Raw genomic sequence first — 20,054 nt, 5'->3', positions numbered from 1 at the left:
CCGAGCGCGTGCGAAGGAGCGATGCAGCATGCCGATTCCCTATGCCGTTTCCCGTTGGGGACACGCGTCGAATGCCGCCCACCCGCGGGATGCAGGCAGTGTTTCCCGCGATCCGGCATTGACCTCCGACGCGACTGCCGCGCCGCCCGAGACGCTGCGGCGCATATTCCTGCGTGCCAATGGCGACGAACGACGCGTGATATCGCTGCAGGTGGCGTGGATGGTTCACGTGTTCAGGCACGATGGCAGGACACCATGCGCTCACGCGTGCGGGCGGCCGAGCGCTGGCGCCGATGCCGTGCGAGGTGACTTGCCCTTCGACAAGGCGGCCCTGAAACGAGCGTGGAGCACGCAATTCCCACACCTGTTGGACGATGGCCGGGCCGGGCCGGCCGTCAGGGACCTGATCGCATGGTGTCGCGGGCATCGCGCACGCGCTGGGGCCACGTCGCTCTGGCATTGGCTGCCGCTGGCGGAGAAGGCGGCTGCGGAAGCGTCCGTCTGCGCGACACGCGTCATGCGCGACTGGCCGGCACCGGTGCTTGGTGTTGCGCTGACTCTCTCGAAGTTGCGCAACGCCGCGTTACCCGATCTGCATCTTCCGCGCGCGGATTTGCGCGGACTCGTGGCGCCGGGCGCTGACTTCCGTGGCAGTCATTTCAACGGCGCACGCTGGGACGGCGCTTCGCTGCGCGGCGCGCGCCTGACGTACGCCAACCTGCTTCGCACCGATTTCGAGCGTGCCGATCTTCGCGACAGCTGTTTCCGGGCGACCGATGCCAGCGAGGCGCGGCTGGTTGCGACCGATCTGCGCGGCGCGGTCTTCATCCATACGGTGGCGCGCAATGCCGACTTCAGCGAGGCCCGATGCGATGGACTGGTGTCGACCAACGCGCAGCTCGACGAGTCGTCGTTTCACCGTGCCAGCCTGCGTGGAGCGTCGCTGACTCGGGGGAGTGCGCACGGCGCGCGGCTAGTGGGTGTGGCGGCGGCCCGGTCGCAATGGACGGCTGTTGCCATGCGCGGCGCGAGGTGGGTAGGCGCCGACCTGCGAGGTGCGGAATTCGGTCAGTGCGATCTACGCGAATCGGACCTGCGGGGCGCGAAACTCAGCGACGTACACTTCGACCGGTGCGATCTCCGTAACGTGCGCTTTGCCGGCGCGACGCTGAAGCGCGTCCGCCTTGGCGCGGGCTGCCAATTGGGCGGCACGCAGTGGCATGGGGCTCGGATTCGACTCGACGACGCGTGGCTGCGACGTTTGGCACCGTCGGCGCTCGAGGGCGTCGTGCAATCTTGGATGACGTTGCCACCCGATCAGCCCGCCATACGTGCGGAGGTCTTCCGGCAATTGTTGATCGCGCTCGGCCCGAAACCCGGCTTGCTGGAAATGGCGCCGGAAGCGGTTCCGCCGATGCATGGTCTACCCGGGCACGTGCGGCATGGCGACTGGCTTGGCGCCTTGCTGACGGCATCTTGCGAAGCGGGGGGGATTGGCGCCCATGAGGCGTTTGCGGTGCTGCGTGGGCAATGGCTGGCACAGACGCTGCACGACCTCGGCGAGACGCCGTTGTCCCGCCAGCGTGCCGAATGGGTCACCGCGCCGCTCGTCGTGGAACTGCATGGGCGATGCCGCCGTGCGGGCGACGAGGTCGGGAAAGCCGTCTGGCCGCTTGCCGGTGCCATCTGCCAGACGCTCCACTGGACGGAAGAGGGCGTAGGCCAGACCGATGTGCGGCACATGAACGCGTTGCGAGACGCCTGGTTCGGCGCGTTGCCGCCAGGCGTCCGCGCTGCATTGTCGGCGGACGGGGGCGATCCGTTCGGCCCCGGCGACTCGGTACTGATCCGGGGAGATGGCGAGGTGGCGGCCCGGTTGCCGAGCGCGCTGATCCGGTGCGTTCTCGGATCGGTTGATGGCGGCATGCCCGAGGCGAGCGACATGTCGCTCGCGTGCGAGACGCTGCCGGGCTGGCGCTGGCGGGGCGTACGGGTCGTGACCCGCGATCCGGATTCGGCGATGGGCTATGGGCCCGGCACCATCGCGCACCTTCGGAGCCTGTTGCGCGAGTTCGGTTTCCTGTCCGGGATCTGGCCGCCGGAACCGCCGCTCGACGCGTTTTTTCGCCTGATGGGGCGTTGGTTCGGCGAAGCAGGCCGGCATCGCGCCGTTTCGGCGTGCACGGAGCAAGGGCTTTCGCGGTCCTCCGAGGCCGTCATGGCTGGCATGGACGGGCCGGAGGCGTCGATGGCCGGCCCTGATGAGAGCGGCCGCCTGAGCCTTGCCGACCGCCGCGAAGCGCTGCTGCGTGCTGGACGTTCGCCGGAGCACGCCCGTTGGCTGCCCGCCGCGCAGGCCGACGTCGACGACGTTTTTCGGGACGCTCCCCTATGCCATTCGGGACTTTCAGGCCTGTCGGCGCACCAAGCGGCACACCAAGCGGCGCCTGGTCCCGAAGCGGTTCGCCGGGCTCGGTGGGCCGCCCTCGCCGCTGCCTTGAGCTGGCAGGCCACGCAACCGGCGTGGTGCGTCGCGCCGGGACGTTCCGGCGACGCGCGCCCGCCAGACGCGCTGGACACCTGCCGCGCATACGCGATCGCCGCGCTCAACGAAACCATGACCGATGCCGTTGCGTCGCGACATTTGCCACAGGCGCTGGCGTTGCGGGCATGCCTGGCCGATCCGGACAGCACGTCTGGTCGCCTGGCGGAACGGTTGGCCGATTGGTTGACGTGCCACGAGGTGAGGCAATTGCCGGCGCTGGCGCAGACATGCGCACAGACACTGCCGTGGTTCTGGGCCATCCGTCTGCCGCTGCCGGGCCCCCGATATCGCTGATCGACGGCGCCGGCGCAATATCCGACCCCGCTGCCGAGATTGGATGAGCGAGTAATTGACCTGCTTTTTGCCCCGTATTTCGCCCTCGGGCGCCGAGGGGTTTCATGGTAAAAATAGGTACGCGCATTCCGTTGCCTCAAGGGGGCAGCGGTTCCGTCCGGCCGGGGCGTGGGTTTTTCGAAGTCGCCGACATTGGTGGGTTTTGGTCACGGATGCCAGTGCGAAGAGGGTCGCCCAAGACGCGTCCCCGTGCGCGGGAATGCGGGGAAGACCGGAGCCTCGTTCCAGGCTTTCCAGGGGCTCACCCCCTCTCAGGCATCATGCACTCGACTGGTATCGCGTCAGGCTATCCGGGGTTCGTGGCGGTCAACCGTCGCGATCTTGACGCACACGTTCCGCTTTCCTGGCCGTTGTTCGACGCCGATGGCACGCCGTTGCTGGCCGCGGGCGAGCGTTTGCCGTCCGAAGCCGATCTGGACTGGCTGTTTACCATGTTCGCGCCGCACCGGCCGCTGCCCGAGGTCGCGGCGACCGGGGAGGCTGCCGGCCGCACCGAGGCGGCGAACGGTGCATCGCCGCTGGCTGGCGGGGCGTCGACCGTGTACTTGCAGGGTTTGCCGGTGCCGTTGCCGATCGGGGCGTGGGTTCAGGTGCGATTGTCACCCGAGGATGACACGACGCGCGTGCGGGCTCGACTCATCGGCCGCGCGCCGAACGGCATGCTGATCGTCACGCCACCGTCGTCGGCGCAGTTGCGTTTGCCGGTGCAGGCGGGCGACAAGCTCGCCATGTGGACGTTTCCCGGCGACAACCTCTACGAGTTCACCTGCGAAGTCCACAGCGTGCATCAAGGTCCGTTCGAGTATCTGGTGCTGTCGCGCCCGTCGCAGGTGCGCGAGACTCCGGTGCGCCGCACGCCCCGCGTCGATACGCGTCTGGTGGCGCGCCTGTCGCCGCTCGACGAGTCGACGCGGGCATCGTTCACACGCATGCTGGCCGAACCGCGGGACACGCCCGAATGGCTCGTGCTGGTGCGCGACATTAGTGCCGACGGCGCGGGCATTGTGGCGAAGGCGCAGCTGCCGCCCGATTGTCGGCACGTCGCGTTGCAATTGCGGGTACCGATCGGCGCCGATGTCGTGCCGATCGTCGGTATGGCGGCCGTGCGAAGTGGGGAGGGCCCACGGGCTGACGGAACCTGGGCCTACGGTGTGGAATTCATGCAAATGGACATGCGTAACAAGGCGGCAATCCGCTGCTTTGTCTACGAATCCCGCCTGGCGGACCCGCGCGCCGGTCAGTGATCGGCGCGCGGGCGCGGTTCAGTCCTTGAACGTGGCGACCACCGGCGCGTGATCCGACGGCTGTTCCCAGGTCCGGGGCACACGATCGATTTCGCACGCCGTGCACCGCTCGGCGAGCGTCGACGACACGAGAATGTGATCGATCCGCAGTCCGGCATTGCGGCGGAACGCGCCCATTCGGTAGTCCCACCAACTGAAGGTCTTCTCCGGCTGGTCGAACATGCGGAACGTGTCGCGCAGTCCGAGGCCTTGCAGCCGGGCGAACGCCTGACGCTCCTGAGGCGACACCAGGTTCTGGCCCTCCCATTTCGCGGGGTCATGCACGTCGCGGTCTTCGGGGGCGATGTTGTAGTCGCCCAGCACGGCGAGTTGCGGGTGCCGCTCCATTTCGTCGGAGAGCCAATGGGTAAGGGCGTCCAGCCAGTTGAGCTTGTAGGCGAACTTGTCGGAGCCCACGGCCTGACCGTTGGGGAAATAACCGCAGACGACGCGCACGCCGCCGACGGTCGCCGTGATCAGCCGCTGTTGCTCGTCGGCGAAATTCGGCAAGTTCTTCACGAGATCCTGCGCTTCGCCGACCTTGGCGTGATTGACCAGCAGCGCGACGCCGTTGTACGTCTTTTGCCCCGTGAAGTGAGAGGTATAGCCAAGCGCTGCAAGCTCGGTGATCGGGAAGTTCTCGTCGGTGAGCTTCAGTTCCTGCAGGCACAGCACGTCGACCGGATTGCTGCGCAGCCAATCCTGCACATGACCGAGACGGACCTTGAGCGAATTGACGTTCCAGGTGGCTAATTGCATGAATGTCCTTCGAAGTTGGGCGTCGGGCTCAGCCCTTGGCGGGCGTGGCGTGGCTAGGCTGGTCGGATCCCGCGGCGCTCGCGGCCGGCAATTGCGGCGCCTGCACGAAGTCGTCCAGCGACAGTCCCTTTTCCTTGAGCAAGGCTTCGAGCACCGGTTGCAGGCGGCCAAGGCTTTCCTGCACCGCTTCGCGCACCGTATCGACCACGACCTGCGTGCTGCGCTCGATCTCGATATTCACGCGCGTGCCGGCGACCTTTTCCTCGAACGTCGTCATGCGACGCGTCTCCGGAATGAGCCAGACCTCGAACCAGCCCTCCTGACGGTTGACTTCCGACACCGTGAGGCTCGCGCCGTTGATCGCGATATAGCCCTTGGCGAAAACATACTTGCGAAACGCTTCGGGTATCGCAATGCGCAATACGCGGTTCGTGTCCGACGTGCGCACGCTGATGATCTCGGTTGAGAAATCGATGTGACCCGAAAGCGGGTGGCCGCCGATTTCCGCGCCATCCTTGGCCGCGCGCTCGACATTGACTTGTGCCCCGGCGCCGAAGCCGCCGAGCGTGGTGACGTTCAGGCTTTGCAGAATGACGTCGAACGACGCCGCGGTGGGCGAGAGCAGTTGTGTGACCGTCAGGCACACGCCGTCGACGGAGACGCTCGCGCCCAGGGTGAGGTCTTCACAGAAACCCTCGGGAAACGCCAGCTCGAGCGTGCGCATGCCGTCGCGATCTTCGATGGACGACAGCGTGGCCGTGCCTTGAACAATTCCGGTGAACATCGTGATGTCGGTAAAATGAGGTCGTAAGGGCGATGACGCCGTATTCTACTGCCTCGCGGCGATATGACGCTCGCAACGCGTCGTGCTACGATGCCGCCTTTTCCGCTGTTTCCACCGTTTCCGCCGCTTGTGCCGTTCCGCTGTTTCGCGCGAAATGCATGGTCCGGCGGCGTTTCGATTGATCGATATGGGTTTTGAAGGCTGCCTGCTGGCGGAGAATTTCTACTACTGGGCCGAGACGTCGCCCGCGCCGCAAGGGCAATTCCACGGCGTGGTGCATTTCACCGGCTGGCGTGACGTTGACGACGTCATCGAAACGCTGGATCCGGTGCTTACCCACGTGACCCCGGCGCCATATCGCTGGGCCGGCGACGCCCTCGAAGCGGCTCACGCACTGGCCGCATCGCTGGTGGCCGAGGGCGCGCTCGGGATCGATTGCTGAAAGCCGAAAAAGAAAACGGTTCCGCGGGCCGCGCAGGCCCGCCCATCACTGACTGCAACATGACACAGACTAAATTTGAACTTCAGAAGCGCCGCGGTCTGAAGATCGGCGCGGGTGTGCGTCGAGGCCCGCCGACCGGCAAGCAGGTGGGCGCCCAGGGCAAGCGCGGCGCCGGGGGCAGCAAGCTGCTGGGCGCACTGCTCGGCGCACCGGCCGATGACGCGACGCCTGTCGACGCGAACGGGCAGCAGGACAAGAAAGACTGAGCGGGAGCGTGCCGGCAGGGCGCTGGCCGACCCCGGCGGCACGTCGACCGGACGTCGGGCATTTCGGCGTGTGGGCCCGGCGCAACGCCGTCGGCGATGCCGGGCCCGTCTGTCGTCGTGTCGCCCTCGCTTCTGCGCCGCGCCCGGTTCAGGGCACGATCGCCAGGAACAGGAAGGCCGCGAAAAGCACCAGGTGAACGGCACCCTGCAGCACCGTGGTGCGGCCGGTGCCCAGCGTGATCACGCCAACGAGCAGCGTGACGGCCAGCAACACCGTTTCCTTCGGCGCAAGGCCGAGTTCGATCTGCTGATCGAGCACCAGCGAGACCGCCGCTACCGTGGGGATCGTCAGGCCGATGCTGGCCAGCGCCGAGCCCAACGCCAGATTCAGACTCGTCTGAAGCTTATTCGCCCGTGCGGCGCGCAATGCCGCCAATCCTTCCGGCAACAAGACCAGGGCGGCAATCACGATACCGACGACGGCCTTGGGCGCACCCGCTTGCGCGACGGCCTGTTCGACCGCCGGCGAGAGCTTCTTCGCCAACCCCACGACCGCGAGCAGCGCAACGACCAGCAGCCCCAGGCTCAGCACCGCCGTGCGACGCGACGGCGGGGGAACGTGCACCTCTTCGCTGGGCGCCTTGGCGAGGAAGTAGTCGCGGTGGCTCACCGTCTGCACGAACACGAACACCATGTACAGCACCAGCGAGATCATTCCTTCGAAGGCCAGTTGCGAGGCCGTGAGGCCCGGGCCGATCACGGAGCTCGTGTAATTCGGCAATACCAGCGTGAGGACCGACAGGGCGCACAGCACCGCCAGCGCGGCGCTCGCGCCTTCCACGTGAAAGCCCTGCGTGTGGTGGCGCACACCCCCGAACAGCAGACACAGGCCGACGATGCCGGTCGACACGATCATGATCGCGGCGAATACCGTGTCGCGCGCGAGACCTGCCTTGTCGGGGCCGCCGGAGAGCATGACCGACACGATCAGCGCCACTTCGATGATCGTCACGGCGACAGCAAGCACCAGCGTGCCGAACGGCTCGCCGACCTTGTGGGCGACGGTCTCGGCGTGGTGCACGGCGGCGAACACGGCGCCTGCCAACGCGGCCGCGCACAACACGAGCGCGGCGCCATTGGGCATGAAGCCGGCAATACCCAGGACAACGAGGGCCACGATGGGCATATACATGGTCCAGTGGCCCAGCTTGGCGGTCTTTGAGGAGGACATCGTCGGAGACTCCAGAATTCGGGAAACGGGTGCGGCGCGAGATACGGCGGATCAGGCAACGGCGGGAACATTGCCCCGATGAGAACGTCGAGGCGGCGGACCATGGTCGCAGAAAAATGACACCCCGACAACCGAAAGACGTGGTTCGCGAGCGCGGCGACCCGCCAGTCACGGCGGCGCTGTAAGGCGCATGGCCGCTCGATTTGCACCGCTCACACCCATGACCCTGGTCCGGCATGCACGACGGCATTCCCCGGACAAACGGTGCTGCGTGCGCAGGGACGGCAGGCGCGGCGGGCGAGCGGATGGACGCGCCGCCGTTGACACATCATCAGTGACAAGCGTAGTGTTCCGGTCATTGGTCTTACCACTGAATGCGGGCGCGGGCGGTTTTTCGCTGGCTTGCATCCTCAATACATGTCGTTCGAACCCATCGTGCAGGTTTCCGTCTCGGAGCAGGTCGCGCAGCGCTTGCTCACGATGATCCGCACCGGTCTGCTCAAGCCCGGCCAGCAGTTGCCGCCCGAGCGCGACCTCGCGAGCATGCTCGGCGTCGGGCGTCCCGCGGTACGCGAAGCGATTCGTGGCCTGGCGCTGCTCGGGCTGCTGCGCATCCGGCAGGGCGAGGGCACCTTCGTCGGTTCGCTGGAGATGCGCGAACTGCTCGAGCCGCTCGAGATGGTGATCGAGCTCAATGCGGGCACGCTCGAGGCGTTGTTCGATGCGCGTCTGGTGATCGAACCGGGGGTTGCCGCGCTCGCGGCCACACGGATGCACGGCGCGGATCTGGCGCGCCTGCATGCGCTCGTCGACGACGAGCAGGCGCTGCTGGCGAGCCCCGAGCAGTTTGCCGCGGCGGACATGGCCTTTCATGAGGCGATCATCGACGCCTGCGGGAACCCGTTCCTGCAGAGCATCGCAAACAGCCTTTATTTGCTGGGCAAGAAAAGCCGTGGCGTCACGTCGCAGGTGGCCGGTGTATTGGCGCGCAGTCTTGAGGACCATCGAGGGATTCTCGACGCGCTCGAAGCACGCGACCCGGAACAGGCGTCGCGGGCGATGCAACGTCATCTCTGTCGCGTGCGTGACGCCTATGCCGCATCGGCCTCGCTGGCCCGGGAGGAGCATCCATGAATGGACGACTGGCGGGCAAGACCGCGGTCATTACGGCAGCCGCGCAAGGCATCGGCCGCGCCACTGTCGAAGCCTTCCTGCGCGAGGGCGCGCGCGTGATCGCGACCGATCTCAACGCGCAGACGCTCGCGCAACTCGACGACCATGCGAACCTGTTGCGCCGTCCGCTCGACGTTACCGATCAGGCAGCGGTCGCGGCGATCGCGCATGAACTGGGTGCGATCGACGTGCTATTCAACTGCGCGGGTTTCGTCCATCACGGCTCGATTCTCGAATGCGACGACGCGGCATGGGACTTCTCGTTCGATCTGAACGTCAAGAGCATGTACCGCACCACGCGCGCGTTCCTGCCCGCGATGCTGGCGGCAGGCGGCGGAGCGATCATCAACATGTCGTCGGCCGCGTCGAGCGTGAAGGGCGTGGCCAACCGCTTCGCCTACGGCACGACGAAGGCGGCCGTGATCGGACTGACGAAGTCGATCGCCGCCGACTTCGTCGGCCGGGGGATTCGCTGCAACGCGATTTGTCCGGGCACGGTGGAGTCGCCTTCGCTGCGTGAGCGTATCGCGACACAGGCTCAGGCCGCGGGTGTAACGCTGGCCGCGGTGCGCGAGCAATTCGTGGCGCGTCAGCCGATGGGCCGCGTCGGGTCTCCCGACGAAATCGCCTCGCTGGCCGTGTACCTGGGTTCCGACGAATCCGCTTTTACCACGGGTGCCATCCATGTGATCGATGGTGGCTGGTCCAATTGATGTCGCAAGGAGATTTGCTTTGAAACTGCTGCGTTACGGCCCGAAGGGCCAGGAAAAGCCGGGCCTGCTCGACGCCGACGGCCAGGTGCGTGATCTGTCCAATGTGCTCGCCGACATCACGCCGGAGACGCTCAGTCCGCAAGGACTGGCGGCGTTGCGCGCGCTCGACGTCGCGGCGTTGCCTGTCGTGCGCTCGCCGGGTCGGCTGGGCGTGCCGTATTCGGGGGTCGGCAAGTTTCTTGCCGTCGGCCTCAATTACAGCGATCACGCGGCGGAGGCGGGGCTGGCCGCACCGTCCGAGCCGGTACTCTTCACGAAGTGGGAGAACTGTCTGAACGGTCCGAACGACCCCGTGGTGCTACCCAAAGGCGCCGTGAAGGGAGACTGGGAAGTGGAGCTCGGGTTCGTGATCGGCACCACGGCGCGTTACGTGCCGCTGGAGAGCGCGCTCGATTACGTGGCGGGCTACTGCATCGTGAACGACGTGTCCGAGCGCGAGTATCAGATCGAGCGCGGCGGCACGTGGGACAAGGGCAAGGGTTTCGACACGTTCGGGCCGGTCGGGCCGTGGCTCGTCACCACGGACGAGATTCGCGATCCGCAGCGACTGGGCATGTGGCTGGACGTGAACGGCGTGCGCCGGCAAACCGGCAATACGTCGACGATGATCTTCAACGTGGCCTTCCTCGTGCACTACATGAGCCAGTTCGCCACGCTCAGGCCGGGCGATCTGGTGACGACCGGAACGCCGCCGGGGGTGGGCATGGGGCACAAGCCGCCCCTGTACCTCAAGCCGGGCGACGTCATGCGCCTGGGCATCGACGGATTGGGCGAGCAGACGCAGGAAGTCGTTGCGTACGACACGCACTGGCTCGATTGAGCGCGTGCCCGATTCTCGTCATCTGCATCGTGTACGGTGAAGGACGTTGCGCGGCGCGGAGCGTCGCGATCGTCCTCACCTTGAGACCAGACCGTCGCGGGAGCGATTCATCATGGAAGATCTGAAAGGCAAGTTTGTCCTCGTCACCGGCGCCAGCACCGGCATTGGCGCCTCGGCGGCCAGGGCGTTCGCGGCGCATGGCGCGAACGTGGCCGTGCACTACAACCGTTCGGAGGGCAAGGCCGAAGCGGTGGCGCAGGCGGTTCGCGCGCATGGCGTGCAGGCCATGACAGTGGCCGCGGACGTGGCCGACAGCGACGCGGTGGACGCGGCCGTGGCGCGCGTGCTCGACACGTTCGGGCGCATCGATGTCCTCATCAACAATGCGGGCAGTCTGGTCCGGCGAACGCCGTTCACCGAGGTGACGGACGCGTACTTCGACGAGGTGATCAACGTCAACGCACGCTCTGTCGTTGCGTTCTCGCGCGCTGTCGTGCCCGCCATGCGCAGGCAGGGCGGCGGTGCGATCGTCAATGTGACGTCGATTGCCGCGCGCCACGGTGGCGGGCCCGGCGCGCTGATCTACGCGGCGTCCAAGGGCTTCGTGAGCACGCTCACGCGCGGCATGGCCAAGGAGCTCATGCCTGATCGCATCCGTGTGAACGCCGTGTCGCCCGGCGTCATCATGACGCCGTTCCACGAGCAGTTCAGCACCGAAGCGCAGATCGAGGCTTTCCGCCAGAGCATTCCGATGGGGCGTCTGGGCGAGCCGGACGAATGCGCCGGCGCGTTTCTGTACCTCGCGTCGGAGACGCTGGCGAGCTATGTGACGGGGCAGATCATCGAGGTCAACGGTGGGCAGTTGATGGTATAGGCGTCTGGACGACGTCCCCCGCCTGCGAGTGTGCCTCGGGGAGGTGGCGTGGTGAGGGCCGGAGCGTCGGAGCGTCGGAGCGTCAGAGAGCACCGGATTGCCGGTCTGTGCCGAATGGGCGGGGCGGTCACGGGCTGCTGCGCCGGCCTCTGCCGGCCCGCGCGGCTTGGGCATTGTCTGGCGCGGGCCGCGGAAGATTCCGTACCGATATAGCCTCGTGACGCAAAATCGCGTCAAGCACGGGATGTCGTTTCGCTTCGCCGGCGATTGCTGGCAAACTGGCTCCATTCGTCTGCATCGTTTCGCGGCGCAGTCGCGCGAACGCAACTATCGAGGGGCAAGGAACGCATGGAACGCTGTCCGTGGAGCGAGGGCTTCGAGCAATATCGTCGATATCACGACGAGGAGTGGGGGGTGCCGCTGCGCGATTCGCAAGCGTTGTTCGAGTTGTTGATGCTCGAAGGCGCCCAGGCGGGGTTGTCGTGGTCCACCATCCTGAAAAAGCGCGAAAACTATCGCGAGGCCTTCGACGGCTTCGATCCGATGCGCATCGCCGCCTACGGCCCGGATGACGAAGCGCGCCTGATGGCGAATGCGGGCATCGTGCGTAACCGTCTCAAGGTCGCGGGCGTCATCAAGGGGGCACGGGCGTACCTGGCGATGGAGGCCTCGGGCACGCGTTTCAGCGATTTCGTCTGGCAATTCGTCGGAGGCGAGCCGCTACAAAATCGCTGGACATCGCTCAACGAGGTGCCTGCGAGCACCGCCGTGTCCGACGCAATGAGCAAGGCGCTGAAGAAGGCCGGATTCACGTTCGTGGGCTCGACCATCTGCTATTCGTTCATGCAGGCGAGCGGCATGGTGAACGACCATCTGGTCGCATGTCCGCGGCACAAGGCCGTCAAATCGCATCCGGGCGCAACGAGCTTGTTGCGTGTGTCGCCTCCCCGGAAACGCCGGGCGGGGGCGTCGTCGGCTACAATCGCGCCTGACGAATCAGGATCTGCCTAATGTTCAGCTACCGCCACGCCTTTCACGCCGGCAATCACGCCGACGTACTCAAACACTTTATCGCCGTTGAATGCATCGATTACATGCGCCAAAAGGATACGGCGTTCTGGTACATCGACACGCATGCGGGGGCGGGCGGTTACGCGCTCGACGGCAAATGGGCCGACAAGACGGGCGAGTACGAGACCGGTATCGGTCGCCTGTGGGGGCGTGACGACTTGCCGCCGGCGCTTGCCGACTACGTTGCGCTGGTGCGCGAATTCAATCCCGATGGCCATTTGCGCTATTACCCCGGATCGCCTTACTTCGCGCTGCAACTGCTGGGGGATCGGGACCGCCTGCGACTGTTCGAGATGCACCCGACCGAGCAGGACGTGCTGCGCGAGAACTTTGAAGCGCAGGGACGGGCGGTGGCGCGCCGCACGATGATATTCGGCGCGGACGGCTTTGCGGGGCTGAAAACGATTTTGCCGCCAGCCTCGCGCCGTGCCTTCACGCTCATCGATCCGTCTTATGAGGACAAGCGGGATTACGCGCGCGCGACGCAGACCGTGCAGGAAGGCCTCGACCGTTTCCCGACCGGCATGTACGCCGTGTGGTATCCGCTGGTACAGCGCCGTGAGGCCTCGCAGTTGCCAGAGCGCATGAAGCGTCTCACGATCAACGGGCAGCCGATCAAGAACTGGGTGCATGTGGCGCTCACTGTATGCAATCCGGTGCCGGGCGGCCTTGGCCTGCACGGCAGCGGCATGTTCGTCGTGAATCCGCCGTTCATGCTGCAAGACACCCTCAAGACCACGATGCCTTATCTGGTCAAGACGCTGGGCCAGGACAAGGGCGCGCAATTCCTGCTCGAAGGCCGCCAGAGCTGACCCTGGCGGTCCGTCCGGGCGGGGCTCATTTTCCCGATGCGGGAATGTCGTAGGGCAGGGACAGCAACTCTTCCGGCGACAAGTAGCGCCATTCGCCCGGCCCGAGCGTGCCCATTGGCAGGCCGCCGATCGCCGTTCTGACCAGACCCTCCACACGGTTGCCCGCCGCGGCGACCATCCGTTTGACTTGATGATATTTGCCTTGGGTGATCGTCAGGGCGATCTCATGCAGCGAAGGACTCATGACGTCCGTGGCCGCGAGCGGTTCCGTCTCGTCGCGCAGCAGTACGCCTTCGCGCAATGCCTTGAGCATGTCTTCCGTGACCGGATGCTTCGTGGTGGCCACGTAACGCTTGGGCACGTGCCGCCGCGGCGACATCATTGCGTGAAGGAACGGGCCGTCGTCGGACAGCAGCAGCATGCCGGTGGTGTCCTGATCGAGGCGTCCGGCCGGTTGCACACCGCGCACGGCGAGCGGTAGAGGCAGGAGCGAATGCACGCCCTCATGATGCGTGGGGCTCGTGGAGCATTCGTAGCCGGCAGGCTTGTTCAGCAGCACGTAGACGTGCTCGCGGTACTCCCATGGCTCGCCGTCCAGCGTGAACCGAAGCCCCGACGGGTCAATGGACTCGCGCGGGTTGTCATGGACCACGCCGTCAATGGCGAATGCGCCGGTCGCGATGAGCTTGCGGCACATCTTGCGACTGCCGAAGCCCTGCGATTGCAATAAGCGATCTAGCTCGATGATGCGTTCTCCGTCAGGCATCGTGAATTCAGGCCGCTATTGTAACGGCCCTGACGGGATGCGCTTATTCCTCCGGCTGGATGCCGCTGAAGCGGCGATAAACGTAGCGGGCCGCCCAGTCGAGCGCGAACCCCAGCACCCCGATCACGAGGATCACCGCCGTGAGCTCCGAGTAGGCGAGGCGATCGCGGGTGTCGAGAATCAGATAGCCCAGGCCGGCGTTCACGCCGAGCATTTCCGCCGGAACCAGCACGATCCACAGAATCCCGATGGCAAGGCGCACGCCCGTCAGCACATGCGCGGCGATGCCCGGAACGTAGACATGCCAGAGCATTTCCCAGCGCGTTGCCGCCAGACTCTCGCCGAGTTGCACCCAGCGACGGTCGATGTGCGTCACGCCTGCCGCCGTACTCATGACGAGCGGCCAGAGCGCCGCGAACGCGAGCAGGAAATAGACTGCCGGGTCGCCAACGCCGAGCGACATCACCGCTATCGGCATCCATGACAGCGGCGAGATCATCCGAAGGAATTGCAACGACGGGGTCAAGGTCTTGTCGAGCCAACGGACGCGGCCGATCAGGAAGCCGAGCGGCACGCCCAGCACGATGGCGCCTGCCAGGCCGACGCCGATGCGCCGCAGGCTCGCGAGGATGTGCAGACTCAGTTGTTCGTCGCGAAACAGGTCGGGCAGGGCATGCAATGCCGCGGCTGGCGAGAACTGGGCAGCGAGCGACCCCGGTGTCGTCAGGCACGCAATGCCCAGCCACCACGCCAGAACGATACCGACGAGACCGGCAATGCCGAGCCATCCTTGTGGGGCGAGACGCGCGGCAGCGACGTCGCCAGGCGAGCGTGGGGTCGCGCGGGCATCCACGACGTCCGGCACGTCCGGCACGTCCGGCACGTTCGGCACGTTCGGCGACTCCGCGGCACCGCGATGCGATGCGAAATCAGACAACGATGACCTCCTGACGCGTGAACCCTTCGGGCAATCCGAAGGCCTTCATGCCGCCCACCGCCGCAATGCTCTTCTTCACGAAGCGATCGTCCACGAGATCGCGTGCCACGAATGCCGGGTCGAGCTTCGCGACGAATTGCGCGTTACCCTCGACCTGCGTCTTCTGCATGTGACGCACCAGCGCCTCGGTGTAGCTTGGGTAAGGATACGGTTGAAAGTCGATGCGCTTCTCGTGCCAGTCGGCATGCACGATTGCCTTGTCGGCGAGGTAGCGACCCTGCTCCGAGGCGGCCGGTGCCAGCACCCGCTGCAGGACCTGGAACGGATGCGGCGTATAGCGGTTTTCGCCTTCCTTCGACAACAGGCGCGCTGCATCGTCCGGGTGCGCGCGCGTCCACGCCTGCGCCTTGACGATGGCATCGACCACCTTCTGCGACCACTCGGGGCGCGAGTCCAGGTCGCGCTCGTGCATGGTGACAACGCAGCATGCGTGGTTCTTCCACACGTCGCCGGTAAAGCGCAGGATCTTGCCGACCTTCAGGTTCTCGGCCGCGGCATTGAACGGCTCGGCCACGATGTAGCCGGCGATCTGCCTCGCGGCAAGCGCCGGGGGCATGTCGGACGGCGCCATCACGATCAGATTGACCTCGTTGGCTGCGGGCGTGCCGCTTTTCTTGAGCACGGGCGTGAGGCCGTTGGCGGTGAGCAGTCCCTGCAGCACCACGTTGTGGATGGAATACCAGAAGGGCACCGCGACGGTTTTGCCGCCGAGGTCGCTCACTTTCTGAATGTCGTTGGTCACCGTAATGGCGCTGCCGTTGACGTGGTTCCACGCAACGACCTTGGCCTTGGCCTGGCTGCCGTACCGCGCCCAGACGGTCATCGGCGAGAGCAGGTGCACAACGTTGACCTGTCCGGACAGAAAGGCTTCGATCAGTTGGGCCCAGCTACGCAGGAGCGTGGGCTTTTCCGCCTTGATGCCGGCCTGCCCAAAGAATCCGTTGTGGTGTGCCACGAGCAGCGGCGTGGCGTCCGTGATCGGCAGATAGCCGATGCGCAGCGGGGCATCCGGCTCGGCGGCGGCACGTGCGGCGCCCGACGCCAGCAGGGGCGCGGCGCCCGCGACGGTCATCATCGATGCGAGTTTCAGCCATTCTCGGCGGGAAATTTGGCACATGGTCTGGGAATCCCCGTAGATGTTGTCGTGTGATTCAGGGCGTCAACCGCATGACAGCCGCATGGGAAGCCGCGCGGCAGCCGCGTCGCGGGACATGGCTTGCTGCAGCGCTTCCAGAATCTCGATGCGCAGCGCGCCGAGCGCCTGCACTTGCGCTTCACGCGGCGCCGGCATGTCGAGCGTCCACTGCGCCAGCGTGCGTCCCTGATTGCCGAGCAATACGACGCGGTCCGAGACAAGCAGCGCCTCGTCGATGTCGTGCGTCACGAGCACCGTTGCCGCGCCGGTATCGCGTACCACCGTCACGAGCAGACGCTGCATGTCGGCGCGCGTCACTTCGTCCAGTGCGCCGAACGGCTCGTCGAGCAGCAGTGCACGCGGTTGACGGGCGAGGCAGCGCGCGAGCGCAACACGCTGTGCCATCCCGCCCGAGAGTTGGCGCGGGCGCAACGCGTGGGCGTGGGCCAGGCCGACTTCCGCCAGCGCGGCATCGATGCGCAGCCGCCGGGCATCGCGCGAGATCGACGGCTGGCGCGCGAAGGTGAGGCCGAAGGCAACGTTGCGCTCGACCGTGAGCCACGGCAGCAGGCATGGATCCTGAAAGGCGAGCGCGACGTCCGGTCGCGGCCCCCTCAGGGCTGCCCCATCGACATCGACGACGCCGTGGCTGGGCGGCAGCAGCCCGGCGGCGATGCGAAGCAGGGTCGACTTGCCCGACCCGCTCGGCCCGAGCACGGACACCAGTTCGCCGGGGGCGACGCTCAGGTCCACATTGCGGAGAACCTCGTGGCTGCCATACGACAGCCCGACGCCGCGCAGCGTGAGGAACGGCGACGCTGGCGAGGTCGCCTCGCGTGCGGCGCCGACAAGCGGTTGGGGGCGCTTGCGCTGCGTTGCCGTGGTTTGCGTCATGGCGCGGTTCCGGTTGGGCGTTGCTGCGTGCGTTGGGCCGCAAGTTGGTTTTTCAGTTGCACGAGGCTTGGCGTGACGATGGGCACGAAGGCGGCTTCACGCTGACGACGTGCGACGCCCGACAACCCGCGAAGGTAGCCGCGCCCACCGCCTGTTTGCACTTCGAGCGAGGCGGCGTCGTGAACCACGCCCGCGAGTGCGATGCGCAATTCGAAAAGATGCGCCGGTGCCTGAACGAATTCGCCCTGTGCGACGCCCGATTTCAGGCGTGCCGCGAGGGTATCGAGCTGTTCGGTGAGCGCCGCCGCTTCCTCGGCCACCGCGGCGCGGGCCCCTGGCCCGCCGTCGTACGTGCCGGCGAGACTGCGGCGCGCCAGACCCAGCGACATCCCGCACTGCAAACCGAGGAACGCCGGCCGCACGCGAACCAGCCAGGCGGGGGCATTGTCGGTCACGCGATCGTCGTCGGTCAGCGGCGTGTCGGTCATTTGCAGTGCGGCAGTGTTGGTGCCCCGCAGCCCGATCAGATCCAGATCGTCGCTGCGTGTCACACCCGGCGCATTGTGCGCGATGGCGAAAATCGACGGCGGACCTCCTGCCTCGTGATCGGCCGCGGCGGCGGCAACGAAGCCCTGCTTGCGCAGGTTCGTGATCCACGGCAGCGCGCCCGTCACGCGCCAGGCGGGCACGCGCGTCGCGCCCGACGACGCCGAAGCCTGGGTCGCGCGAATCTGCAGCGGTTCGATCGCCGACAGGTACTTCATGGCGTTGGACAAGCCGGTGGCGCCGGCCAGTTCACCTGCCAGCAGGGCGGGAAGCAGGCGATCTCGCAGCCCGTGATTGGGGCTCTGGAGCAGATATTCGATGAAAGTCCGCTGTCCCCAGAGCACGAAGGCGGCCGCGAAGGAATGTTCGGCGACCTCGGCCACGCTGTCGATCGCGTCGCCGACAGTGCCTCCACCCCCGCCCAATGTCGTCGGTACACCGATGCGTAGCAAGCCTGCTTGGGCGAGTCGGGGCACGACGTCGCCGCAAAGCGTGGCGTCCGTGTCGAGTGTCTCTGCGTGGGTGTCGAGCCACGTCGCGAGCGACGGGGCACGTGCGGCGAGTCCGCGCAGGCCGGCCGACGCGCTCATGCCGCGCGTTCCTTCGGCGCCCAGCGGTACGCCGCCAGCTGCGGATTCAGTTCGTTTTGCGACAGGTTGTTCGCGAAATTGCACAGCGTGGCCAGCGACACGCCCAGCACGACCTCGAGTGTGGCCGCGTCGTCGAAGCCCGCGGATTTGAACGCGGCGAGTTCGGCGTCCGACACTGCGCCGCGCGTGGCGATCACGGCGCGCGTGAACACGGCGACCGCATCGAGTCTGGCGTCCGAGAGCGGACGTTGGTCGCGAATCTCCTCCACGAGCGACTCAGGCAGTTGCGCCTTCTTCAGCGCCACTGCCGTGTGGCCGGCAACGCAGAAGCCGCAGCCGTGGATACCCGCGGCCGTGATCTGCACGACTTCGCGCTCGGCCAGGGTCAGGCTCGCACGCGCATTGATGCCGCCCACGGTCAGGTAGGTCTCGAGTGCCGTCGGCGCGTTGGCCAGGGAGGCCACCAGATTCGGCAGGAAGCCATTCGCGGCGAGCGATTTTTCGAGAAATGGGCGGCTCGCCTCGGGGGCGGTTTCCAGGGTATGCAGCGGCAGTCGGCTCATATCGGGCTCCTTACAGTCGAGCTTGCATTGTGCGCAGGACACGTCGTGGGCTCAATGCGTTCCTGTCTGGAAATTCTGCGGATTTGTCTCGCCACGCGTCGGGAGTTTCCGAGCGGATGCGATGTCCTGCCTCAGTGCAACGGGTAGGGCAGGGTGGCCGGCTGCACGGCGATCGGGGCCGATGCGTTCGCGTCCGATGTGTTTGTCCGGGCCGCCTGACGGCGCCACGCGCCTGGCTGAATCCCCGTGACCCGTTTGAACGCCTGCGCGAACGCCGATTCCGACTGGTAGCCCACCTGTTCCGCGGCATCCGGCAACGACACGCCTTCACGCAATAGCGCGGCCGCCGTCTTCATTCTGACCAGCGTGACGAATTGCGCCGGCGGTTGTCCGCCGATCTCGGCAAACTGCTTGCAGAACCGCGCGCGCGACATGTGGACGAAATCGGCCATCGCGTCTGTCGTCCAGCGCTCGCCGGGCGACTCGATGATCGCCGCGGCAAGACGCCCGAACGCATCGCGTCGCATCAGACGCCACATTCCGGGCGCCACGTCTTCCGCATGCACCGCTTCACGCAGGGCATAGTAGAAGAGCAGGTCGGTCAGGCGCGCGAGCAGCGGCGACGGCGCATCGCCCGGGCGCCGCGCTTCCGCCTGGATCAATGTGAAGATCTGCGTCATGCCCTCGAGACGACCGCTGTCGCGCCGCGCGACGATCGGGTTCGGCAGCATGCCGAGCACCAGTGCATCGAGGTCCGTGCGAAAGTCGAAGAATCCACAGGCCAGCGAGACGGCCCCGGCGGGCGACGCCGAAGCGTCACGCGCTAGCGCCGGCAGCGGCGTCATCGTGCCCGCGCGCGCCGTGAAGTCGGCGGGAGGTGTCGCGTGCGGAGACAGGCAGTGGGGGATGTCGGAGAGCAGGAAGACGGCGTCGCCACGCCGCAGCGTGAAGGTGCGCGCGGCGAACGAGCCGTTCGCACCGACGTGCAGGAAGCAGCCGCCATCGAGCACGACATGGAAGCTCGCGCGCTGATGGCCTGCCGTGGACGCCTGGTACAGGCCGCAATATTCGCCGACGTGGAATAACGTACTTTTCAATTCCAGCCCGGCCAGCAACCAGTCGGCCACCCGGTCGGGATCGCCCGGGTGCGCCGAAGCTGTCATCGGCGCTGTCGTCGCCTGGCCTGTGTCGTTCCCCGTGTCTCGCTGCATGGCAGCCCCCACCCCCGTACCTGCTGACCTTCAGCAAAACGTCCATCCTCCCTACCGACATGACGGGAGACAACTATTTTTTTGTTGGATGCTTATTCCGGATAAGCCGGGCAGGCCAGATGCGCCGGAGTGGGGCGGAAATGAGAAAAGCCGATGATCTTTCGA

General features: G+C 66.3%; 20 protein-coding genes. 10 read left to right on the top strand and 10 right to left on the bottom strand.

Annotation, left to right across the window (positions count from 1 at the left end):
- Positions 1–28: 28 nt before the first annotated feature.
- Positions 29–2,839, top strand: coding sequence for a pentapeptide repeat-containing protein (locus W930_RS0119960; RefSeq protein WP_080685139.1), 2,811 nt, complete (start codon positions 29–31; stop codon positions 2,837–2,839).
- A 320-nt stretch (positions 2,840–3,159) separates the two neighbouring features.
- The gene (locus tag W930_RS0119955; RefSeq protein WP_023874076.1) at positions 3,160–4,143 is read left to right on the top strand and encodes a flagellar brake protein; all 984 of its coding nucleotides are present in this window, start codon (positions 3,160–3,162) and stop codon (positions 4,141–4,143) included.
- 18 nt (positions 4,144–4,161) lie between these two features.
- Here W930_RS0119955 and xth read toward each other — a convergent pair whose 3' ends face one another.
- On the bottom strand, positions 4,162–4,941 hold the full coding sequence (gene xth / locus W930_RS0119950; protein WP_023596377.1) for an exodeoxyribonuclease III: 780 nt from the start codon (positions 4,939–4,941) through the stop codon (positions 4,162–4,164).
- Between the two features lie 28 nt (positions 4,942–4,969).
- Positions 4,970–5,725 (bottom strand): riboflavin synthase subunit alpha, encoded by a 756-nt coding sequence (locus W930_RS28240; RefSeq protein WP_023596376.1) that lies wholly within the window; start codon positions 5,723–5,725, stop codon positions 4,970–4,972.
- A gap of 187 nt (positions 5,726–5,912) precedes the next feature.
- Between W930_RS28240 and W930_RS0119940 the strand changes: the two genes are divergently transcribed.
- Positions 5,913–6,167, top strand: a complete 255-nt coding sequence (locus W930_RS0119940) for a hypothetical protein (RefSeq protein ID WP_023874077.1) — start codon at positions 5,913–5,915, stop codon at positions 6,165–6,167.
- 59 nt (positions 6,168–6,226) lie between these two features.
- Entirely contained in the window at positions 6,227–6,433 is a 207-nt protein-coding gene (locus tag W930_RS28235; RefSeq protein ID WP_036656219.1) for a hypothetical protein, read from the top strand.
- Between the two features lie 148 nt (positions 6,434–6,581).
- On the opposite strand, the gene W930_RS0119930 is transcribed toward W930_RS28235, so the two are convergent.
- Positions 6,582–7,664 (bottom strand): calcium:proton antiporter, encoded by a 1,083-nt coding sequence (locus W930_RS0119930; RefSeq protein ID WP_023596373.1) that lies wholly within the window; start codon positions 7,662–7,664, stop codon positions 6,582–6,584.
- Between the two features lie 417 nt (positions 7,665–8,081).
- Here W930_RS0119930 and W930_RS0119925 point away from each other — a divergent pair, with 417 nt between their 5' ends.
- From W930_RS0119925 to W930_RS0119900, 6 genes are all read left to right on the top strand, one after another.
- Positions 8,082–8,798 (top strand): FadR/GntR family transcriptional regulator, encoded by a 717-nt coding sequence (locus tag W930_RS0119925; RefSeq protein WP_023874078.1) that lies wholly within the window; start codon positions 8,082–8,084, stop codon positions 8,796–8,798.
- Positions 8,795–9,550 carry an SDR family oxidoreductase gene (locus tag W930_RS0119920; protein ID WP_023874080.1) on the top strand — a complete coding sequence of 252 codons (756 nt, stop codon included), beginning with the start codon at positions 8,795–8,797 and terminating at the stop codon, positions 9,548–9,550. Before W930_RS0119925 ends, W930_RS0119920 begins: the two co-directional genes overlap by 4 nt.
- A 19-nt stretch (positions 9,551–9,569) precedes the next feature.
- A complete protein-coding gene (locus W930_RS0119915) occupies positions 9,570–10,430 on the top strand; it encodes a fumarylacetoacetate hydrolase family protein (protein ID WP_023596370.1) in 861 nt (286 codons plus the stop codon).
- A 112-nt stretch (positions 10,431–10,542) separates the two neighbouring features.
- Positions 10,543–11,304: an SDR family NAD(P)-dependent oxidoreductase gene (locus W930_RS0119910; RefSeq protein ID WP_023596369.1), complete on the top strand. Its 762-nt coding sequence runs from the start codon at positions 10,543–10,545 to the stop codon at positions 11,302–11,304.
- A gap of 348 nt (positions 11,305–11,652) precedes the next feature.
- Entirely contained in the window at positions 11,653–12,315 is a 663-nt protein-coding gene (locus W930_RS0119905; RefSeq protein ID WP_023596368.1) for a DNA-3-methyladenine glycosylase I, read from the top strand.
- Positions 12,315–13,187 (top strand): 23S rRNA (adenine(2030)-N(6))-methyltransferase RlmJ, encoded by an 873-nt coding sequence (locus W930_RS0119900; protein ID WP_023596367.1) that lies wholly within the window; start codon positions 12,315–12,317, stop codon positions 13,185–13,187. Before W930_RS0119905 ends, W930_RS0119900 begins: the two co-directional genes overlap by 1 nt.
- 25 nt (positions 13,188–13,212) lie before the next feature.
- Here W930_RS0119900 and W930_RS0119895 read toward each other — a convergent pair whose 3' ends face one another.
- The 7 genes from W930_RS0119895 to W930_RS28225 form a co-directional block, all read right to left on the bottom strand.
- On the bottom strand, positions 13,213–13,932 hold the full coding sequence (locus W930_RS0119895; RefSeq protein WP_023874082.1) for a pseudouridine synthase: 720 nt from the start codon (positions 13,930–13,932) through the stop codon (positions 13,213–13,215).
- Positions 13,933–13,996: 64 nt separating this feature from the next.
- On the bottom strand, positions 13,997–14,731 hold the full coding sequence (locus tag W930_RS0119890) for an ABC transporter permease (protein WP_038620919.1): 735 nt from the start codon (positions 14,729–14,731) through the stop codon (positions 13,997–13,999).
- Positions 14,732–14,882: 151 nt separating this feature from the next.
- Complete coding sequence (locus tag W930_RS0119885) at positions 14,883–16,067, bottom strand: ABC transporter substrate-binding protein (protein WP_023874084.1); 1,185 nt, start codon at positions 16,065–16,067, stop codon at positions 14,883–14,885.
- Positions 16,068–16,109: 42 nt separating this feature from the next.
- The gene (locus W930_RS28230; RefSeq protein ID WP_023874085.1) at positions 16,110–16,979 is read right to left on the bottom strand and encodes an ABC transporter ATP-binding protein; all 870 of its coding nucleotides are present in this window, start codon (positions 16,977–16,979) and stop codon (positions 16,110–16,112) included.
- Positions 16,976–18,115, bottom strand: coding sequence for an acyl-CoA dehydrogenase family protein (locus W930_RS0119875; RefSeq protein ID WP_023874087.1), 1,140 nt, complete (start codon positions 18,113–18,115; stop codon positions 16,976–16,978). Before W930_RS0119875 ends, W930_RS28230 begins: the two co-directional genes overlap by 4 nt.
- A complete protein-coding gene (locus W930_RS0119870; RefSeq protein ID WP_023874088.1) occupies positions 18,112–18,678 on the bottom strand; it encodes a carboxymuconolactone decarboxylase family protein in 567 nt (188 codons plus the stop codon). Before W930_RS0119870 ends, W930_RS0119875 begins: the two co-directional genes overlap by 4 nt.
- 131 nt (positions 18,679–18,809) lie before the next feature.
- Entirely contained in the window at positions 18,810–19,841 is a 1,032-nt protein-coding gene (locus W930_RS28225) for an AraC family transcriptional regulator (protein WP_023596360.1), read from the bottom strand.
- Between the last annotated feature and the right edge of the window lie 213 nt (positions 19,842–20,054).

The sequence above is a fragment of the Pandoraea sp. E26 genome, from assembly GCF_000681415.1.
In the GTDB taxonomy this organism is placed as follows: domain Bacteria; phylum Pseudomonadota; class Gammaproteobacteria; order Burkholderiales; family Burkholderiaceae; genus Pandoraea; species Pandoraea pnomenusa.
The sequence above is the reverse complement of the archived record's forward strand: the minus strand, read 5'-3'. Positions and strand labels throughout refer to the sequence as shown.

Coding starts and splice junctions, on each gene's coding strand:
- W930_RS0119920 (WP_023874080.1), top strand. CDS start 8,795: ATGAATGGACGACTGGCGGGCAAGACCGCGGTCATTACGGCAGCCGCG.
- W930_RS28240 (WP_023596376.1), bottom strand. CDS start 5,725: ATGTTCACCGGAATTGTTCAAGGCACGGCCACGCTGTCGTCCATCGAA.
- W930_RS28235 (WP_036656219.1), top strand. CDS start 6,227: ATGACACAGACTAAATTTGAACTTCAGAAGCGCCGCGGTCTGAAGATC.
- W930_RS0119930 (WP_023596373.1), bottom strand. CDS start 7,664: ATGTCCTCCTCAAAGACCGCCAAGCTGGGCCACTGGACCATGTATATG.
- W930_RS0119885 (WP_023874084.1), bottom strand. CDS start 16,067: ATGTGCCAAATTTCCCGCCGAGAATGGCTGAAACTCGCATCGATGATG.
- W930_RS0119875 (WP_023874087.1), bottom strand. CDS start 18,115: ATGAGCGCGTCGGCCGGCCTGCGCGGACTCGCCGCACGTGCCCCGTCG.
- W930_RS28230 (WP_023874085.1), bottom strand. CDS start 16,979: ATGACGCAAACCACGGCAACGCAGCGCAAGCGCCCCCAACCGCTTGTC.
- W930_RS0119910 (WP_023596369.1), top strand. CDS start 10,543: ATGGAAGATCTGAAAGGCAAGTTTGTCCTCGTCACCGGCGCCAGCACC.
- W930_RS0119925 (WP_023874078.1), top strand. CDS start 8,082: ATGTCGTTCGAACCCATCGTGCAGGTTTCCGTCTCGGAGCAGGTCGCG.
- W930_RS28225 (WP_023596360.1), bottom strand. CDS start 19,841: ATGACAGCTTCGGCGCACCCGGGCGATCCCGACCGGGTGGCCGACTGG.
- W930_RS0119940 (WP_023874077.1), top strand. CDS start 5,913: ATGGGTTTTGAAGGCTGCCTGCTGGCGGAGAATTTCTACTACTGGGCC.
- xth (WP_023596377.1), bottom strand. CDS start 4,941: ATGCAATTAGCCACCTGGAACGTCAATTCGCTCAAGGTCCGTCTCGGT.
- W930_RS0119955 (WP_023874076.1), top strand. CDS start 3,160: ATGCACTCGACTGGTATCGCGTCAGGCTATCCGGGGTTCGTGGCGGTC.
- W930_RS0119905 (WP_023596368.1), top strand. CDS start 11,653: ATGGAACGCTGTCCGTGGAGCGAGGGCTTCGAGCAATATCGTCGATAT.
- W930_RS0119900 (WP_023596367.1), top strand. CDS start 12,315: ATGTTCAGCTACCGCCACGCCTTTCACGCCGGCAATCACGCCGACGTA.
- W930_RS0119870 (WP_023874088.1), bottom strand. CDS start 18,678: ATGAGCCGACTGCCGCTGCATACCCTGGAAACCGCCCCCGAGGCGAGC.
- W930_RS0119960 (WP_080685139.1), top strand. CDS start 29: ATGCCGATTCCCTATGCCGTTTCCCGTTGGGGACACGCGTCGAATGCC.